Below are 13288 nucleotides of genomic sequence, written 5' to 3' on the forward strand. Positions count from 1 at the left end.
TGTCCATGGATGGCTCCCTTTGTTGGCCGTTTCACAGCACCCAACATGGCACATTGCGATGCCGAAAGCGGGAGCCATCCACTTCATCAGTGGCGTTCACCGGCTCACTGTCGGCGATGACCGATCGTTCTCCATCGTCCCCAGGCTTTCCGCGCCGTTTTGGGCGTGCTTTCAATGCATTCTGGCGCATCAACCGCTCGATCCGGTGACGGCCGCAGATCAGACCTTCTTCAAGGACGTCATGCCAGACACGGCGGGTGCCATAGGTCCGGTCGCTGGCCTTGAAACTCGTGTCGATGGCCGTGACGAGCTTCGCATCAAGGATCGCTCGGTCGCTGAGAGAGCGGTTCAGCCATGCATGGAAGCCCGAGCGTGAGACCTCCAGAACCTCGCACAGCCAGCTGACCGGCCAGATATGCCGGTGCTTCGCGATGAAGGCGAACCTCATGTCGCTTCCCTCGCGAAGAATGCCGCGGCTTTTTTTAGGATGTCACGCTCCGCCCTGAGCTTGGCGACCTCTTTCTTCAGAGCTGCGATCTCTGCCAGCTCGGCACGCTGCTGGCCATTGCCAGGGAACGCTGTGATCGGGGCTACTGCGGCCTCCCGCATCCACCGACGCAGCACGCTTTCGGCCAGATCCAGATCTCGGGCCGCCTGCGCCACCGCAACGCCCCGATCTGTCACCAGCTTTACAGCCTCAAACTTGAACTCCTCCGTGAACTTCCGTCTTACCATGTCCGATCTCCAGTTCCTTGGTCACGATCTTATCTTCGTGTCCACCAAACCGGCAGCAGGCCAGTTGAAGGAAATGTCCATTGGAAGCTCCTTCAGATCAGCTGCAAGCTGGCCAGCATCGCGCTGGCAGCGACCAGCTGGGTGGTCGGTAGCTCGATCTTCAGATGCGAGATCACGTCCGAGGCCTCGGCCTTGATGCCCTCGTCGCGCAGCGCAGCCTCGATCATCCGGGCCACCGCGTCCGGGTCCCTGCTGTTCAGGGGCGTGGGCACTGCGGCGTGGTCGATGCGGATGGGCGGATGCGCATCGCAAGCTGTCGTCGCGGGCCTCGGCCGAGCCGGGGCAATACCGCACCGCGCGCACGCCCTATCTGCGCGAGATCATGGATGCGCTGTCGCCGCGCCACCCGGCGCAGCGCGTGAGCTTCATGAAGGCGGCACAGGTGGGTGCCACGGAGGCGGGCAACAACTGGATCGGCTTTGTCATCCACCACGCACCAGGTCCGATGCTGGCGGTGCTGCCGACGGTGGAGATGGCCAAGCGGACGTCGCGCGGGCGGCTCGATCCGCTGATCGAGGACAGCCCGGCCCTGCGGGAGCGCGTGCAACCGGCCCGCTCGCGCGATGCGGGCAATTCGATGCTGTCCAAGGAATTCCCCGGCGGCATCCTGGTGCTGACCGGGGCGAACTCGGCCACCGGCCTGCGCTCGATGCCCGCACGCTACATCTTTCTTGATGAGGTCGACGCCTACACACCGAACTTCATGAGGGACTGAGATGGATCTGGAACGGATGCGCGCCCTGCTGGCCGCACTGCAGGAGGCCCGTTACGCGGGCGTCCGCTCGGTCAGCTATGACGGCAAGACCATCACCTATGGCTCGGACGCGGAACTGGCGAATGCCATCGCCGATCTGGAAACCCGGATTGCCACCGCCACCACCGGCACACCGCGTCGCCGTCGCTGGGGCACTGTCGCGACGAAGGGCCTGTGATCCATGGCGTTCGAGGCTTTTCGCCAGCGGCTGGGGTCGATCATCGGAGGCTTTGATGCCGCACAGGCCCACCGGCGGCTTCGAGGTTTCCGGGCCAGCCGCGCCCATGTGAACACGCTGATCGCCGCCTCGGGCGACACGATCACCGCCCGCGCCCGCTGGCTGGTAAGGAACAATGGCTATGCCGCGAATGCGGTGGAGAGTTTTGCCAGCAATGTGGTCGGCGACGGCATCAAACCATCGTCAACCATCGCGGATGCCGCCAGGAAGGAAGAGTTGCAGGCGCTGTGGCTGGCCTGGACCGATGAGGCCGACGCCGAAGGGTTAACGGATTTCTACGGGCTGCAGCGCCGCGCCGCGCGCGAGGTGTTTCTGTCGGGCGAGGTCTTACTGCGCATCCGCCCGCGCCGGGCGGAAGACGGCCTCACCGTTCCCCTGTAATTGCAGATGCTGCCTGCGGAAATGCTGCCGCTCGACATGAACCGCAGCCTGCCCGGCGCCGGGCTGACCCGGCAGGGCATCGAGTTCGATGGTATCGGCCGCCGCGTCGCCTATCACTTCCTGCGCCGCCACCCGGGCGACATGACCGATCCGGGGCTCGCAGGGGAGACTGTCCGCGTGCCCGCTACGGATGTGATCCATGTGCTGGACCCGGTCGAGGCGGGCCAGCTGCGCGGCGTGTCGCGGTTTGCGGCCGCCATCGTCAAGCTGTTCACGCTGGACCTCTATGACGACGCCGAGCTGGAGCGAAAGAAGATCGCCGCGATGTTCGCGATGTTCATCACCTCGCCCGCGCCGGAAACGCCGCTGGAACCGACCGAGGAGGATCTGGAGGTGGAACCGGGACAGGTGGTGCGGCTCGATCCCGGCGAGGATGTCTCGACCCCGGCCACACCAGACTCCGGCGGCACCTATGAGCCGTTTCAGTACCGCACCCTGCTGCAGATCGCGGCAGCGCTGGGCATTCCTTACGGCTATCTGACCGGCGACACCGCCAAGGGCAACTTCTCGAACACCCGCATCTCGCTGATCGAATTCCGCCGCCGGATATCGGCCTGACAGCATGGCGTGCTGGTCTATCAGCTCTGCCGCGCGGTCTGGGTGCGCTGGATGGACACCGCCGTGCTGTCGGGCGCGCTGGACCTGCAGGGTTATGACAGCCAGCGCCGCCACTATCAGGCCTGCGCCTGGCTTCCCACGAAATGGGACTGGATCGACCCGATGAAGGACGCCTCGGCCGAGATCCTGCAGATCGAGGCAGAGCTGAAATCGCGCACGCAGGCGCTGGCGGAGCGCGGCTATGACGCCGAACAGGTGGACCGGGAAATCGCCGCTGAACGCAACCGCGAACTGGCTCTGGGCCTCGACTTCCGCCGTCCGGGGTCGCCTGCACAGGGGCCGGGCGAAAGCGGCAAGACGGATGAAGAACCCAACGCAGAAAAGGACGGCGCGGCCGACGACACCGGCGACGAGAAACCCGACTCAAAGGGGGGTGCATGATGCGATCAGGTGGGCAAAAGATCGACGCCGGGCAGGCACGCGGCCTTGCGATCAAATGTCACCAGCTTCGCGGCCCCGGCGCGACGCGCGGCTGCGGCAATCATCAGGTCGGAGAAACCGAACCCGTCATCGCGATATCGAAACACCGCCGAGCCGACATCATCCGCCGCCTCGACCTCGATCTCGATCGCCGCCAGCAAGCCTTCCAGCGCGGCAGAGACCTCGGCGCGCGAAAATCGATAGGCGCGCTCCAGCACCCAGACCAGTTCGACCATCACTTCGCGGCTGATGAACCCCGGCGCTGCAGGAGTGAGGCCGCGCATGAAGGCGCTGGCCGCCGCCGCCTGCTCCGGGTCATCCTGGGTCAGAAAGCGGACCAGCACATTGGTGTCGATGGCGATCATTTGGCGGGGCGCATCCCATCCGCTGCCCCGGCTGCGATGGCCTCATCCATCTCGTCAAGGCTGACAGGCCCCGCATTTGTCTGCGCATCAGGCCGCGCGAGGACGCCTTCAAGCTCTGCCACGGGCCGGGCTTTCAGCAGCCTGACCTCGCCGTTCATCACGACATAGCGCACCTTGTCACCGCTCTTGAGACCAAGCGCCGCCCGCACATCGCGCGGCAGGGTCGTCTGGCCTTTGATGGTCACCGTCGATTCCTGCATCACCGCGATTCCTTACTTATTGGCGTATCTCCTTACTATATCGGCACATCCCCCGGAAAATCAAGATGAGACCCTCTGTCACCGCAAGACAGGGCGGTCAGGACCCTGAACATGCACCACGCCCAGATCGCCCAACGCGCCTTCAACACCCCGCTTATGGTGGATCCGGCCAAGGCGCTGGCCTTCCTGTCGGGGTTGGGGCCTCGGATCACCGGGCAGGAAATCACCCTCCAAGGGCTGGAGGTCGACGCTTCGGATCAAGCAGCGGCGGCCCTGCCCGCCCGCGCCTCGCTCTTCGGCAATGATCTTGCCCAGCGTCACCAGCGGAATGGCACCCAGCCCTTTGCGATGGTGGACGGTATTGCGGTGATCGAAATTGCCGGAACGCTGGTGCATCGCGGGGCGTGGATCGGGCAGTCCTCTGGCCTGACCTCTTATGAGGGGATCGCAGCCCAATTGCAGGCAGCGCTGGCCGATCCCGGCGTGCGCGGCATTGCGCTCGACATCGACAGCTTTGGTGGCGAGGTGGCCGGGGCCTTTGATCTGGCCGACCGCATCCGGGCGGCGCGGACGCAGAAACCCGTCCAGGCCTTTGTCGCCGAACATGCCCTTTCCGCTGGTTATGTTCTGGCCTCCCAGACCGACAGGATCATCCTGCCCCGCACGGGGGCTGTCGGCAGCATCGGCGTGGTGGCCCTGCACACCGATATGAGCGGGGCGCTGGATCAGAAGGGCCTCAGTGTCACGTTGATCCACGCGGGCGTGCACAAGATCGATGCCAATCCGTACCAGCCGCTGCCGGAAGCCGTGCACGACCAGATGCAGCGCGAGCTCGAGGTGGTGCGCTTCCTTTTCGCGGAAACCGTCGCCGCCGGGCGCGGGAATCGGCTGAGCCACGCGGCGGCGCTGGCCACGGAAGCCGCCGTGTTCCGCGGGGCTGACGCCATCGCTGCCGGTCTGGCCGATGATCTTGCCGATCCCGTCACCGCTTTCCACGCTTTCGCCGCCGCCCCGCGCGGCACCATTCCCTCCAGCAGAAAGGGTCTACAGATGACCACCACGTCCACTGACGCGCCCTCCGACACGCCGAACCCGGCTCATATTTCCGCCGCTCCCGCCGCGACAGCAACCGTCGCTGCAGCTCCAGAGATTCCGGCAGCGGTGGGTGATGCTGTGCCCACCACAATGACCGCCGACGCCATTCGCGCCGAGGCCGCCGAGGTGGCGCAGGTCTGCGCGCAGGCGGCGCGCCTTTCTGACCGATGGCCGCGTCGAGATCGACTCCAACAGGGTCGAAAACCTGATCCGCCCGATTGCCCTCAATCGCAAGAATGCGCTCTTCGCCGGTCACGACGAAGGCGGCATCGCCTGGGCATGACGGCGCACTTTCTGAATTGTGACTTCTGCAAGGGATGCAGTTGTGCTAAAGGTAATACTGATGAATACCCATCCGGAGTCACCCGCATGAACGCCGTCCGCCCCATCGCCGTAAAGCTCGATCAGGATACCCGCGACCGCCTCAAGCGGTTGGCGGATGCCAAAGACCGCTCCACGCATTGGATGCTGCGCGAGGCGGTAGCGCAGTTCGTCGAGCGCGAAGAGAAACGCGAGGCGTTTCGCCAGGCCGGGTTGCAGGCCTGGGAGGAGTTTCAAGCGACGGGCAAGCACATCACACATGACGAAGCCGATGCCTGGCTTGCCAGGCTGGAAGCAGGCGAAGAGGCGGCAGCACCTGAATGCCACGACTGATCTGGTCGCCCGCCGCGCTGCGGGATGTCGAACGACTTTACCGTTTCCTTTCAGACAAGAACCCCGATGCCGCCCGCCGCGCGGCCAAATCCATCCGCGAGGGCATGAACATCCTGCGCGATCAACCGGGGGCCGGACGGCCGGTCGCGGATATGGAGCCGGAATTCCGCGAGTGGTTCATCACCTTCGGCGACAGCGGTTATGTGTCGCTTTATCGGTTTGATGGTGAAACGGCGGTGGTTTTGGCCGTGCGCCATCAGCGCGATGCTGGCTACTGACCGTACTGTGACCGTTAGCCTCCGAAGCCAAGTTTCTGCAACGTAGCCCGGTCAGGGGCGCCCGTCGCGGGAATGCCGATAGACGTCTGGAAGGCTCTCATTGCCTCCTTGGAGCCTGAACCCCATTGCCCATCTGGCGTGCCAGCATTGAAGCCTCCTCCGTTCAAGAGGGTCTGGATGGCACGATAATCGTCCTAGGTCAGGGATAGCGTTGTCCAACCACAAGCCCCGGCAACGTCTTCGAAGGCCTCCTCGCTTCCAGCCAGTTCAAAGGTTGCATCGTAAGCGGTCGCTGGGGACCACGGTCGGGTCAGCTTGACGGCGTGAAGTTCCACGGCAGCAGGTCGTCGAGGCGGCTTTGGGGGTGGCCGTTGGCGATGGCTGTCAGGGTGGTCTTGAGATAGGCGAAGGGTTCGACGCCATTGACCTTGCAGGTTTCGATCAGCGAGGCGATCCCGCGAACAACCCGGTGTCATCGCTCTCAGGCGACCGGATGGTGCATATCCCCGATTGCGCCGCCTGGACCTGGGACGCGCGGCCCTATCCGTTCTTCCCCGAACTCACCGACGTCTGGACCGATGGCGCGAACTGACGGCGCGGGCACTGGCTGACCGGGCGGCTCGGCGCGGTGTCGCTCGCCGCCCTCGTCCGCCACCTCAGCCTGCGCGCCGGCCTGCCGGAAGACCAGATCGACGTCTCCGAGTTATGGGGCGCTGTCGAGGGTTATGTCATCACCGCGCTCGAGTCTCCGCGCGCCTCGATCGGACCGCTCGCGCGGCATTTCGGGTTTGATGCCGTCGAGACCGAGGGTGTGATCCGCTTCATGATGCGCGGCCGGGCGGCGGTCACCACCGTCACGCCCGACGATCTGGTCGCTCTGAGCGCAGGCAGCGGGGCCCGCGACGGCGACGTGCTGGACCTCACCCGCGGCCAGGAGACTGAACTGCCGCAGGCGCTCAAATGGCAGGTCGCTCGCGCGGACGAGGATTACGACGCCGCCGTCGTCGAGGTGCGCCGCATCACCGTGGACACCACGCGCGTTGCCTCCGAGACCTTCCCGATGGCGGTGCCGCCCGAGGAAGCCGAGCGCCGCGCCCGTCGCGCGCTGATGGAGGCGTGGATCGGGCGCGAGGGCGCCGCCTTCCGCCTGCCGCCCTCGCGATTGGCCCTCGATCCGGCCGATGTGGTCAACCTTGAGAATGACGGCCGGTCCGTCCCGCTGCGGCTCGTCTCCATTGCCGACGCCGAGGCGCGCGGCATCGAGGCGGTGCGCCAGGACCGCGAGGCCTACGATCTGCCGCTCGGGCAGGCCCGGACCTCGGCGCTTTCGAAGGCCATCGTGTTCGGCCCGCCCGTGGCGCTGCTGATGGACCTGCCGCAGATCGGCGAGGACCAGCCCGCGCATCGGCCCCTTGTCGCGACCCATGCCGTTCCCTGGCCCGGCGAGATGGCGGTCTACCGCAGCCCCGCGACCGATGGCTTCGATCTGCTGACCAGTTTTGGCGGCCGGGCGCGGATCGGGGCGCTGGTGTCGGATTTGTGGCCGGGTCCCACCGCGCGCTTCGATCTCGGCAATGCGCTGGTGATCGATCTGCTGACCGGCACGCTGGAAAGCGTCACCGACCTGACGCTGTTCGGCGGCGCCAACGCGCTGGCGGTGGAAACGGCCTCCGGCGTCTGGGAGATCGTCCAGGCGGGCGCGGCGGAACTGCTGGCGCCCGGCCGGTACCGGCTGACGCGCTTGTTGCGCGGCCAGCGCGGCACGGAAGAGGCGATGGGCAACCCGGCCCCCGCGGGCGCGCGGATCGTCGTGCTGGACAACACGCTCGCCTCGCTGCCGATTGCCGAGGCCGATCTCGGGCTGCCGTGGAACTGGCGCATCGGCCCCGCCAGCCGACCGGTGAGCGACGAGACCTATGTTGCGCAAGCTTTCACGCCCGAGAGCGTCGGGCTGCAGCCATTCTCGGTCGTCCATGTCGAACAGCCGTGGCGCAGGCCGCGCACCCCCGGCGATCTGACCATCCGCTGGACGCGCCGATCCCGCGCACTTTCAGCCGACAGCTGGGGCGCGGTCGAAGTGCCGATGGCGGAGGAACTGGAAGCCTATGAGGTCGAGATCCTCGATGGCGCGGTCGTGAAACGAACCCTGTCTACGGCCATCACCAGCGCGGTCTACACGGCGGCCCAGCAAACGTCCGACTGGGGCGCGCCACTCGGCCCCGGCGACACGCTCGACATTCGCATCTTCCAGCTTTCCGCCCGCGTCGGGCGGGGCGCGCCCAAGACCGTCACGCTGAGTTTCTGAAGGATAGATCATGGCCGATGCCACCACGAACCTGCTCTTGCCGTTCATCCTGGCGGCGCAGGCCCAGAAGCACGTCACCCACAATGAGGCGCTGCGGCTGCTCGACGGGCTCGTCCAGCTCTCCGTCCGCGACCGCGACCTGACCGCCCCGCCCGGCAGCCCCGCCGACGGCGACCGCTACATCGTCGGCTCCGGTGCGACCGGCGACTGGGCGGGGTGGGATCTGAACGTTGCGCTCTGGACCGATGGCGCCTGGCTGCGGTGACGCGCCGGGCCTTCACCAATGACGCCATGCTGGCCCGGTTTGAGCGGGAACTTGACCAGGAGCGCGACCGCGTCGACCGCCAGCGCGCCGAGGACCGCAAGGGCGATGCCGACCGGCTGGAACGGATCGAAACCGACATCCGCGCCATGCGGGATCTGATGTTCGAGGCGTTTCAGCGCGACCGCACCGACTGACGATCACCACACCAAACCTGCCCCCGACCCGCCCTGACCCGGCGGGTTTTGCATTTCCGGAGGATCCCAAATGCCGACCACCACCTATGCCCATTTCCGCGACGTGCCCGACAGCACCTGGCGCTGGCCCAGCTTTTCCCCCGCCGAGATCGCCAGCCGCGGTGACGGCACGATCAGGATCAACACGCAGGCCATGGACGCGCTGCAGAACCTGCGCAACCGCCTCGGCAAGCCGCTGATCGTGCTCTCCGGCTATCGCAGCCCCGCGCATAACAAGGCGGTCGGCGGCGCGCGTCAGTCCAAACACATGGAAGGCACCGCCTTTGATATCGCCATGTCAAACCACGATCCGGTGGCATTCGAGGCAGCCGCACGGGCGGCGGGCTTCCTCGGCTTCGGTTATTACCCGCGATCAAACTTCATGCATATCGACCTCGGGTCCGAGCGCAGCTGGGGCGAGCCTTTCCCACCGCGCGCCACGCCCTTCGTGCCGGAGGTCGCCCCCGCCCGCGAAGTGCTGGCCGACAGTCGCACCCTAAAGGGCAGTGGCGCGGCAGGGGTGGCCACGGTCGGCGCGGCCGGAATCGAGGTGGCACAGGACGTCCTCGCGGAAACCCAATCCGCCCTCCTGCCGCTGGTGCCTTACCTCGACACCCTGCGCTGGGTGTTCATCGCCCTGGCGCTGATCGGCATCGCCGTCGCCATCCACGCCCGGATCGACGACTGGAAGCGGGGCCAGAGATGATCGGCTGGATTGCATCCTTCATCGCCAGCGGCCCGGCGCGCGAAACGCTGGGCCTGATGCTGGCCGCCCTCACCATCGCTCTGTTCCTCTTGAACCTCCGCCGCGCCGGGGAACGCGCCGGGCGGCTGGCCGAGCGTCTGCAAACATCGGAGACCAACAATGCCATCCACCGCCAGATGCTGGAAGCGGCCGCTCACCGCCCCCCTGACCCTGATGCTCTGGCTCAGCGGCTGCGCGACGGGCGGTTCTGACGGGCCGCAACAGGTCTGCCCGCCAGTCGTCGCATACAGTCGCGTCGATCAGGCCCGCGCCGCCACCGAGGTCGCGGCGCTGCCCGAAGGCGCGATGATCGTCCGTATGCTCAGCGATTACGCCGTCCTGCGCGATCAGGCGCGGGCCTGTGGGTGAAGACCGGGCCCCGGGCACGTATCACGCGGGAAGAGCCGGAGGCATCAATGCAGCCGGTCCGGTCGCTCCATGACACGGGTTTCCAGCATCTGCTGGCGCGCCTTGCGGCATGACTGGATGATTGTATTGATTTCGACCTCGGAAATACGGGTCAATTCCCGCAGGTGCCTGGCGGTCTGTTCCAGGCTCGATACGTCGGCGGGACCCGGAGGGGTGGTCGCAAGATCCTCGGTCGCCGCAAACAAGGCGCGCAATTCGCCCAGGATACCGACAGCCTTGTGCGCGCTTTCGGGAAAATCCATCTCGCCCTTCCCCGCGAACAGCCCGTCGAGAAACCCCTCGATTTCCTCGCGGCGCACCTTCGCAAGCCGGGCCAGATATTCATAGCTGGCCGGAGCCGTCTTTACCCGTGCAAGCTTGAAGGGATCATTGCGCTTCTGGTGCGCGCCCAGCCCATTCCACATGCCCTGCAGGAGCGCGCCGAAGAATGCCTCCGCCTCTTTTTGATCTTCAAATTCCGGCAGTTCATCGTTCCAGATCCGCTTAATTTCCTGCATGGGCGACGCTTGCATATCCGGCGTCGCAATATTGCCCATGAAGCGGGACCGAAGCTGATGATATCCGATCGGGCACGCATGGCGTTTCAGGAGCGCGCGCATTGCCCCGTCATCTACCGATTGTTTCCTGTCACGCGCCGCCATCGTTTTCCCCCGTCATCGCCTTCGATCCCTGCAGTCTAATCGGCATTTCGCGCAAGAACCACAGGGGCGTGCACCGCGATGATCGTCCGCATGCTCAGCGATTACGCCGTCCAGCGCGATCAGACGCGTGCGTGCGGGTGGCCTCTGCTCCACTACCGGCGGCGCGCGCGGCTGCGCATGGCCCAATCCGCGCCGCCATAGGTGACTGCATAAACAAGCACTTCGGCGGCGTCATCGTCAACGACGAAGGCAATGACGGCTTTCCTTCCTGCCGGGATAGCACGCAAGCCAGGGGCGATTTCATCGCGCAGGCTACCTTTGTGCGGTGTGGCCTTCAGCGTCGCGATGGCCGCCTCGATCTCGGCCAGCTTGCGGGCGGCCGCTTCGTGACCGGCATGATCGAGAATCCACTGGGCGATGGCATCAAGATCACGCGCGACAAGTGGGTGGAAACGAATGCGGTAGTTCACGCGCCGCGTACCGCCCCGATGGTGCGGCGGGCAGCAGCAAAGGCATCGTCCTGATCGATGAAGGCTTCGCGGGGCGTTTCCATCCGTGCGCGAATTTCCCGCGCGAGGGCCGAGAGGGCCACGTCGCGCTCCTGTTCGTCCTGCATCATCTGTTCCAGCGCGGCCGCCACGGCAGCGCTCTGGGTCGCAAACACGCCCTGCCCGACCTTTTCCGACAGGAACTGGTGGTGGCGGTCGGTGAAGCTGAGGGTGGTTTTGACGGTCATCCGTGCCTCCATGGTATGACTGAGTCATATACTGGATCGGGACGATGGTTTCAACCGTGGCGGACGCAACGCCGTTGCCCAAGACCCCCAAACGCAAAAAGCCCCTGGGTTTTCAGGGGGACGTGCGAAACGTTGACTTGGCGTTGACCCGTTTTTGCGCGGGCCGTACACAAGTTTTTTTGTCGGGTTCTAACTGTTTGGAAAGATTAAGGAGTTTGGTTGCGGGAGGCCGCTACCGCCGTAGCCTACCTGATTTGAGGTGTGTTGTTTGACTGGCATCCACATGTCTGCGCAGGATCAGATATTTCCGTGATGTTCCTGTTGAAAACCGCGAGATTCACGTTTGGTCTAAGATGTAAATGACCGCTCAATATGCTCTTGACCCGTAGGAATGGCGTCGTCGACCTTACGCTGGTTTCGGCACGCAAGAGCGCCGAGATAGGAGGCTTCCATCCGGTTGTTGATCGTGTCCCATTGAATGGTGTAGCTGGCCTCGAAGATCACCATGACATCCGGCGCGGGCCTGCCTGATCAGCGCGCCACGACAGGCAGGCGAACGATAGTATCATCGCTCAAAGGCGCCATGGTTTCCAGTGTCATGTATCGCCCCCGCTGGACCGCCCATTCATCGTTTTGTTCGAGGAGCAGCGCGCCGACCAGGCGGATGATGGCATCGTCGTTTGGAAAGATGCCGACGACGTCGGTGCGGCGCTTTATCTCGCCGTTCAGACGTTCGATCGGGTTCGTGGAGTGCAGCTTGGCGCGATGCTCCTTCGGAAAGGTCATGTAGGCCAGAACGTCGTGCTCGGCGTCATCCATGATGTTCGCCGGCTTTGGCACCTTGGGGCGGATCTGATCGGCGACTGCACGCCACTGAGTGCTTGCTGCTTCTGCGGTGTCCTGCGCGAAGGCAGTGGCGATGAAGGCCGAGACAACACGCCTGCCGCTCTTGCCCGCATGGGCCAGAACGTTTCGCTGGCAATGAACACGGCAGCGCTGCCATGTGGCGCACAGCACCTTTGTCACGGCTGCCTTGATGCCTTCATGAGCATCCGAGATCACGAGCTTCACGCCCCGCAGGCCGCGACAGGTCAGCTTACGCAGAAACTCCGTCCAGGTCGGTTCTGCCTCGGAAGTCCCTATTTCCATGCCCAGAACCTCGCGGCGACCACCCACGCTGTGCCACATCTTCGCCGACGGCGGCTATGCCTGCCCCAAACTGGGCGATGCCCTGAAGGCCATCGGGCGCTGGACCGTCCAGAACGTCAAACGCTCCGACACCGCAGATGGCTTCGAAGTCTTGCCCCGCCGATGGGTGGTCGAGCGCACCCTTACCTAGCTGGGGCTATGCCGCCGCCTGTCAAAGGACTGGGAAAAATCCATAGCCAGCGCAGAGGCTTGGGTGCTCGTCGCCCACATGCGACGGGTCACGCGTCATCTTGCAACGATATGAACATGCTCGCTTAGTTTTGAATCAGACTCTTAGAAAATTCGCCTTTGAAGCACCGCACGCCATAGCGCGCGGGTCTGCGCCCGATGCCAGCCCGATGTGCCAAGATGCGGTCAGAAATGCCTCGGATGCGGCCCTTGGGACCGCCCGGCTTGGCCTCACTTCGTTTCGCATGCCGAACCACACCCGCCGACAATATCATAATGATGCCTCGCGGGTCAGGATCACGGACGCCCCCGGTTCCTCGACGCGGTTGGCGCGGGTGCGGGTGTCAGGGCGGCGTGCAGCCGCGCGATGGCGGTCTCGGGCGCTGTGGCGTTCTGTATGACGAGGTCGGGCGTGTCGCGCGGCAGTTCTGCCGTGCGGGCAAGGCGCACGGCGATATCTGCAGCACTTTCGCGGCCGCGTGCGGCAAGGCGGGCGGCCAGTATTTCTGGCGGGGCGGTGATTTCGACCACGCGCAAGGCGGGACCTGTCCGTCGTCGAATGATTTGGAACAGGCGGCGTGATTTTGGTCTGGAGGGCTCCGGCTCTGTTGGTTGATGTTATGCTGCTTGGCGCTGATG

General features: G+C 65.0%; 15 protein-coding genes and 10 pseudogenes. 14 read left to right on the top strand and 11 right to left on the bottom strand.

Translation table 11 applies throughout. The annotated features are described in order from the left end of the window. Window positions 1–112 precede the first annotated feature (112 nt). Window positions 113–735 (bottom strand): annotated as a pseudogene (locus tag ABIE57_RS19445) (transposase); the annotation flags it as partial. Window positions 736–827: 92 nt separating this feature from the next. Next, the gene (locus ABIE57_RS19450) at window positions 828–1007 is read right to left on the bottom strand and encodes a hypothetical protein (protein ID WP_354540695.1); all 180 of its coding nucleotides are present in this window, start codon (window positions 1005–1007) and stop codon (window positions 828–830) included. Window positions 1008–1027: 20 nt separating this feature from the next. Here ABIE57_RS19450 and ABIE57_RS19455 point away from each other — a divergent pair. The 3 genes and pseudogenes from ABIE57_RS19455 to ABIE57_RS19465 form a co-directional block, all read left to right on the top strand. Then, window positions 1028–1486 (top strand): annotated as a pseudogene (locus tag ABIE57_RS19455) (phage terminase large subunit family protein); the annotation flags it as partial. Window positions 1487–1511: 25 nt separating this feature from the next. Further along, window positions 1512–1727: a phage head-tail joining protein gene (locus ABIE57_RS19460; RefSeq protein WP_354540696.1), complete on the top strand. Its 216-nt coding sequence runs from the start codon at window positions 1512–1514 to the stop codon at window positions 1725–1727. A gap of 3 nt (window positions 1728–1730) precedes the next feature. After that, window positions 1731–3227, top strand: a pseudogene (locus ABIE57_RS19465) (phage portal protein). A 5-nt stretch (window positions 3228–3232) separates the two neighbouring features. Here the strand turns inward: ABIE57_RS19465 and ABIE57_RS19470 are convergent. Together ABIE57_RS19470 and ABIE57_RS19475 are read right to left on the bottom strand one after the other, a co-directional pair. After that, window positions 3233–3631: a type II toxin-antitoxin system VapC family toxin gene (locus ABIE57_RS19470; RefSeq protein WP_354540697.1), complete on the bottom strand. Its 399-nt coding sequence runs from the start codon at window positions 3629–3631 to the stop codon at window positions 3233–3235. Beyond that, complete coding sequence (locus ABIE57_RS19475; protein ID WP_354540698.1) at window positions 3628–3891, bottom strand: AbrB/MazE/SpoVT family DNA-binding domain-containing protein; 264 nt, start codon at window positions 3889–3891, stop codon at window positions 3628–3630. Before ABIE57_RS19475 ends, ABIE57_RS19470 begins: the two co-directional genes overlap by 4 nt. A 348-nt stretch (window positions 3892–4239) precedes the next feature. Between ABIE57_RS19475 and ABIE57_RS19480 the strand changes: the two are divergent. The 4 genes and pseudogenes from ABIE57_RS19480 to ABIE57_RS19495 form a co-directional block, all read left to right on the top strand. Beyond that, window positions 4240–4857: pseudogene (locus ABIE57_RS19480) on the top strand (S49 family peptidase); the annotation flags it as partial. 286 nt (window positions 4858–5143) lie between these two features. Further along, window positions 5144–5266: pseudogene (locus ABIE57_RS19485) on the top strand (IS66 family transposase); the annotation flags it as partial. An 89-nt stretch (window positions 5267–5355) separates the two neighbouring features. Next, a complete protein-coding gene (locus tag ABIE57_RS19490; RefSeq protein WP_354540710.1) occupies window positions 5356–5640 on the top strand; it encodes a CopG family ribbon-helix-helix protein in 285 nt (94 codons plus the stop codon). Further along, a complete protein-coding gene (locus ABIE57_RS19495; protein WP_354540700.1) occupies window positions 5628–5918 on the top strand; it encodes a type II toxin-antitoxin system RelE/ParE family toxin in 291 nt (96 codons plus the stop codon). The genes ABIE57_RS19490 and ABIE57_RS19495 overlap by 13 nt, the downstream gene beginning before the upstream one ends. Before the next feature lie 14 nt (window positions 5919–5932). Here the strand turns inward: ABIE57_RS19495 and ABIE57_RS19500 are convergent, their stop codons facing one another. Together ABIE57_RS19500 and ABIE57_RS19505 are read right to left on the bottom strand one after the other, a co-directional pair. Continuing rightward, window positions 5933–6097, bottom strand: a complete 165-nt coding sequence (locus ABIE57_RS19500) for a peptidoglycan-binding domain-containing protein (protein WP_354540711.1) — start codon at window positions 6095–6097, stop codon at window positions 5933–5935. 131 nt (window positions 6098–6228) lie between these two features. After that, window positions 6229–6372, bottom strand: a pseudogene (locus ABIE57_RS19505) (transposase domain-containing protein); the annotation flags it as partial. Here ABIE57_RS19505 and ABIE57_RS19510 point away from each other — a divergent pair. The 6 genes and pseudogenes from ABIE57_RS19510 to ABIE57_RS19535 all read left to right on the top strand — a co-directional run. Next, window positions 6367–8223, top strand: a pseudogene (locus ABIE57_RS19510) (phage tail protein); the annotation flags it as partial. The pseudogenes ABIE57_RS19505 and ABIE57_RS19510 sit on opposite strands and share 6 nt — an antisense overlap. A 10-nt stretch (window positions 8224–8233) precedes the next feature. Continuing rightward, entirely contained in the window at window positions 8234–8488 is a 255-nt protein-coding gene (locus ABIE57_RS19515) for a DUF2793 domain-containing protein (RefSeq protein ID WP_354540702.1), read from the top strand. Next, a pseudogene (locus ABIE57_RS19520) lies at window positions 8476–8682 on the top strand (hypothetical protein); the annotation flags it as partial. The gene ABIE57_RS19515 and the pseudogene ABIE57_RS19520, both read left to right, overlap by 13 nt. Before the next feature lie 70 nt (window positions 8683–8752). After that, the gene (locus ABIE57_RS19525) at window positions 8753–9427 is read left to right on the top strand and encodes a YcbK family protein (protein WP_354540703.1); all 675 of its coding nucleotides are present in this window, start codon (window positions 8753–8755) and stop codon (window positions 9425–9427) included. Next, window positions 9424–9678: a hypothetical protein gene (locus ABIE57_RS19530; RefSeq protein ID WP_354540704.1), complete on the top strand. Its 255-nt coding sequence runs from the start codon at window positions 9424–9426 to the stop codon at window positions 9676–9678. The genes ABIE57_RS19525 and ABIE57_RS19530 overlap by 4 nt, the downstream gene beginning before the upstream one ends. Beyond that, window positions 9641–9835, top strand: a complete 195-nt coding sequence (locus ABIE57_RS19535; protein ID WP_354540705.1) for a hypothetical protein — start codon at window positions 9641–9643, stop codon at window positions 9833–9835. Before ABIE57_RS19530 ends, ABIE57_RS19535 begins: the two co-directional genes overlap by 38 nt. A 44-nt stretch (window positions 9836–9879) precedes the next feature. On the opposite strand, the gene ABIE57_RS19540 is transcribed toward ABIE57_RS19535, so the two are convergent. The 4 genes and pseudogenes from ABIE57_RS19540 to ABIE57_RS19555 form a co-directional block, all read right to left on the bottom strand. Further along, window positions 9880–10536, bottom strand: coding sequence for a hypothetical protein (locus ABIE57_RS19540; RefSeq protein WP_354540706.1), 657 nt, complete (start codon window positions 10534–10536; stop codon window positions 9880–9882). Window positions 10537–10688: 152 nt separating this feature from the next. After that, window positions 10689–11006, bottom strand: a complete 318-nt coding sequence (locus ABIE57_RS19545) for a type II toxin-antitoxin system RelE/ParE family toxin (protein WP_354540707.1) — start codon at window positions 11004–11006, stop codon at window positions 10689–10691. Next, window positions 11003–11272: a hypothetical protein gene (locus tag ABIE57_RS19550; protein ID WP_354540708.1), complete on the bottom strand. Its 270-nt coding sequence runs from the start codon at window positions 11270–11272 to the stop codon at window positions 11003–11005. The genes ABIE57_RS19545 and ABIE57_RS19550 overlap by 4 nt, the downstream gene beginning before the upstream one ends. A 531-nt stretch (window positions 11273–11803) precedes the next feature. Beyond that, a pseudogene (locus tag ABIE57_RS19555) lies at window positions 11804–12442 on the bottom strand (IS256 family transposase); the annotation flags it as partial. On the opposite strand from ABIE57_RS19555, the pseudogene ABIE57_RS19560 reads away from it, so the two are divergent. Continuing rightward, window positions 12438–12725: pseudogene (locus tag ABIE57_RS19560) on the top strand (transposase); the annotation flags it as partial. The pseudogenes ABIE57_RS19555 and ABIE57_RS19560 overlap by 5 nt on opposite strands. A 221-nt stretch (window positions 12726–12946) precedes the next feature. On the opposite strand, the gene ABIE57_RS19565 reads toward ABIE57_RS19560, so the two are convergent. Next, window positions 12947–13180 carry a hypothetical protein gene (locus ABIE57_RS19565; protein WP_354540709.1) on the bottom strand — a complete coding sequence of 78 codons (234 nt, stop codon included), beginning with the start codon at window positions 13178–13180 and terminating at the stop codon, window positions 12947–12949. Window positions 13181–13288 lie beyond the last annotated feature (108 nt).

The organism is Roseovarius sp. MBR-6, from assembly GCF_040547525.1.
GTDB lineage: Bacteria > Pseudomonadota > Alphaproteobacteria > Rhodobacterales > Rhodobacteraceae > Roseovarius.

Coding starts and splice junctions, on each gene's coding strand:
- ABIE57_RS19460 (WP_354540696.1), top strand. CDS start 1,512: ATGGATCTGGAACGGATGCGCGCCCTGCTGGCCGCACTGCAGGAGGCC.
- ABIE57_RS19470 (WP_354540697.1), bottom strand. CDS start 3,631: ATGATCGCCATCGACACCAATGTGCTGGTCCGCTTTCTGACCCAGGAT.
- ABIE57_RS19475 (WP_354540698.1), bottom strand. CDS start 3,891: ATGCAGGAATCGACGGTGACCATCAAAGGCCAGACGACCCTGCCGCGC.
- ABIE57_RS19490 (WP_354540710.1), top strand. CDS start 5,356: ATGAACGCCGTCCGCCCCATCGCCGTAAAGCTCGATCAGGATACCCGC.
- ABIE57_RS19495 (WP_354540700.1), top strand. CDS start 5,628: ATGCCACGACTGATCTGGTCGCCCGCCGCGCTGCGGGATGTCGAACGA.
- ABIE57_RS19515 (WP_354540702.1), top strand. CDS start 8,234: ATGGCCGATGCCACCACGAACCTGCTCTTGCCGTTCATCCTGGCGGCG.
- ABIE57_RS19525 (WP_354540703.1), top strand. CDS start 8,753: ATGCCGACCACCACCTATGCCCATTTCCGCGACGTGCCCGACAGCACC.
- ABIE57_RS19530 (WP_354540704.1), top strand. CDS start 9,424: ATGATCGGCTGGATTGCATCCTTCATCGCCAGCGGCCCGGCGCGCGAA.
- ABIE57_RS19535 (WP_354540705.1), top strand. CDS start 9,641: ATGCTCTGGCTCAGCGGCTGCGCGACGGGCGGTTCTGACGGGCCGCAA.
- ABIE57_RS19540 (WP_354540706.1), bottom strand. CDS start 10,536: ATGGCGGCGCGTGACAGGAAACAATCGGTAGATGACGGGGCAATGCGC.
- ABIE57_RS19550 (WP_354540708.1), bottom strand. CDS start 11,272: ATGACCGTCAAAACCACCCTCAGCTTCACCGACCGCCACCACCAGTTC.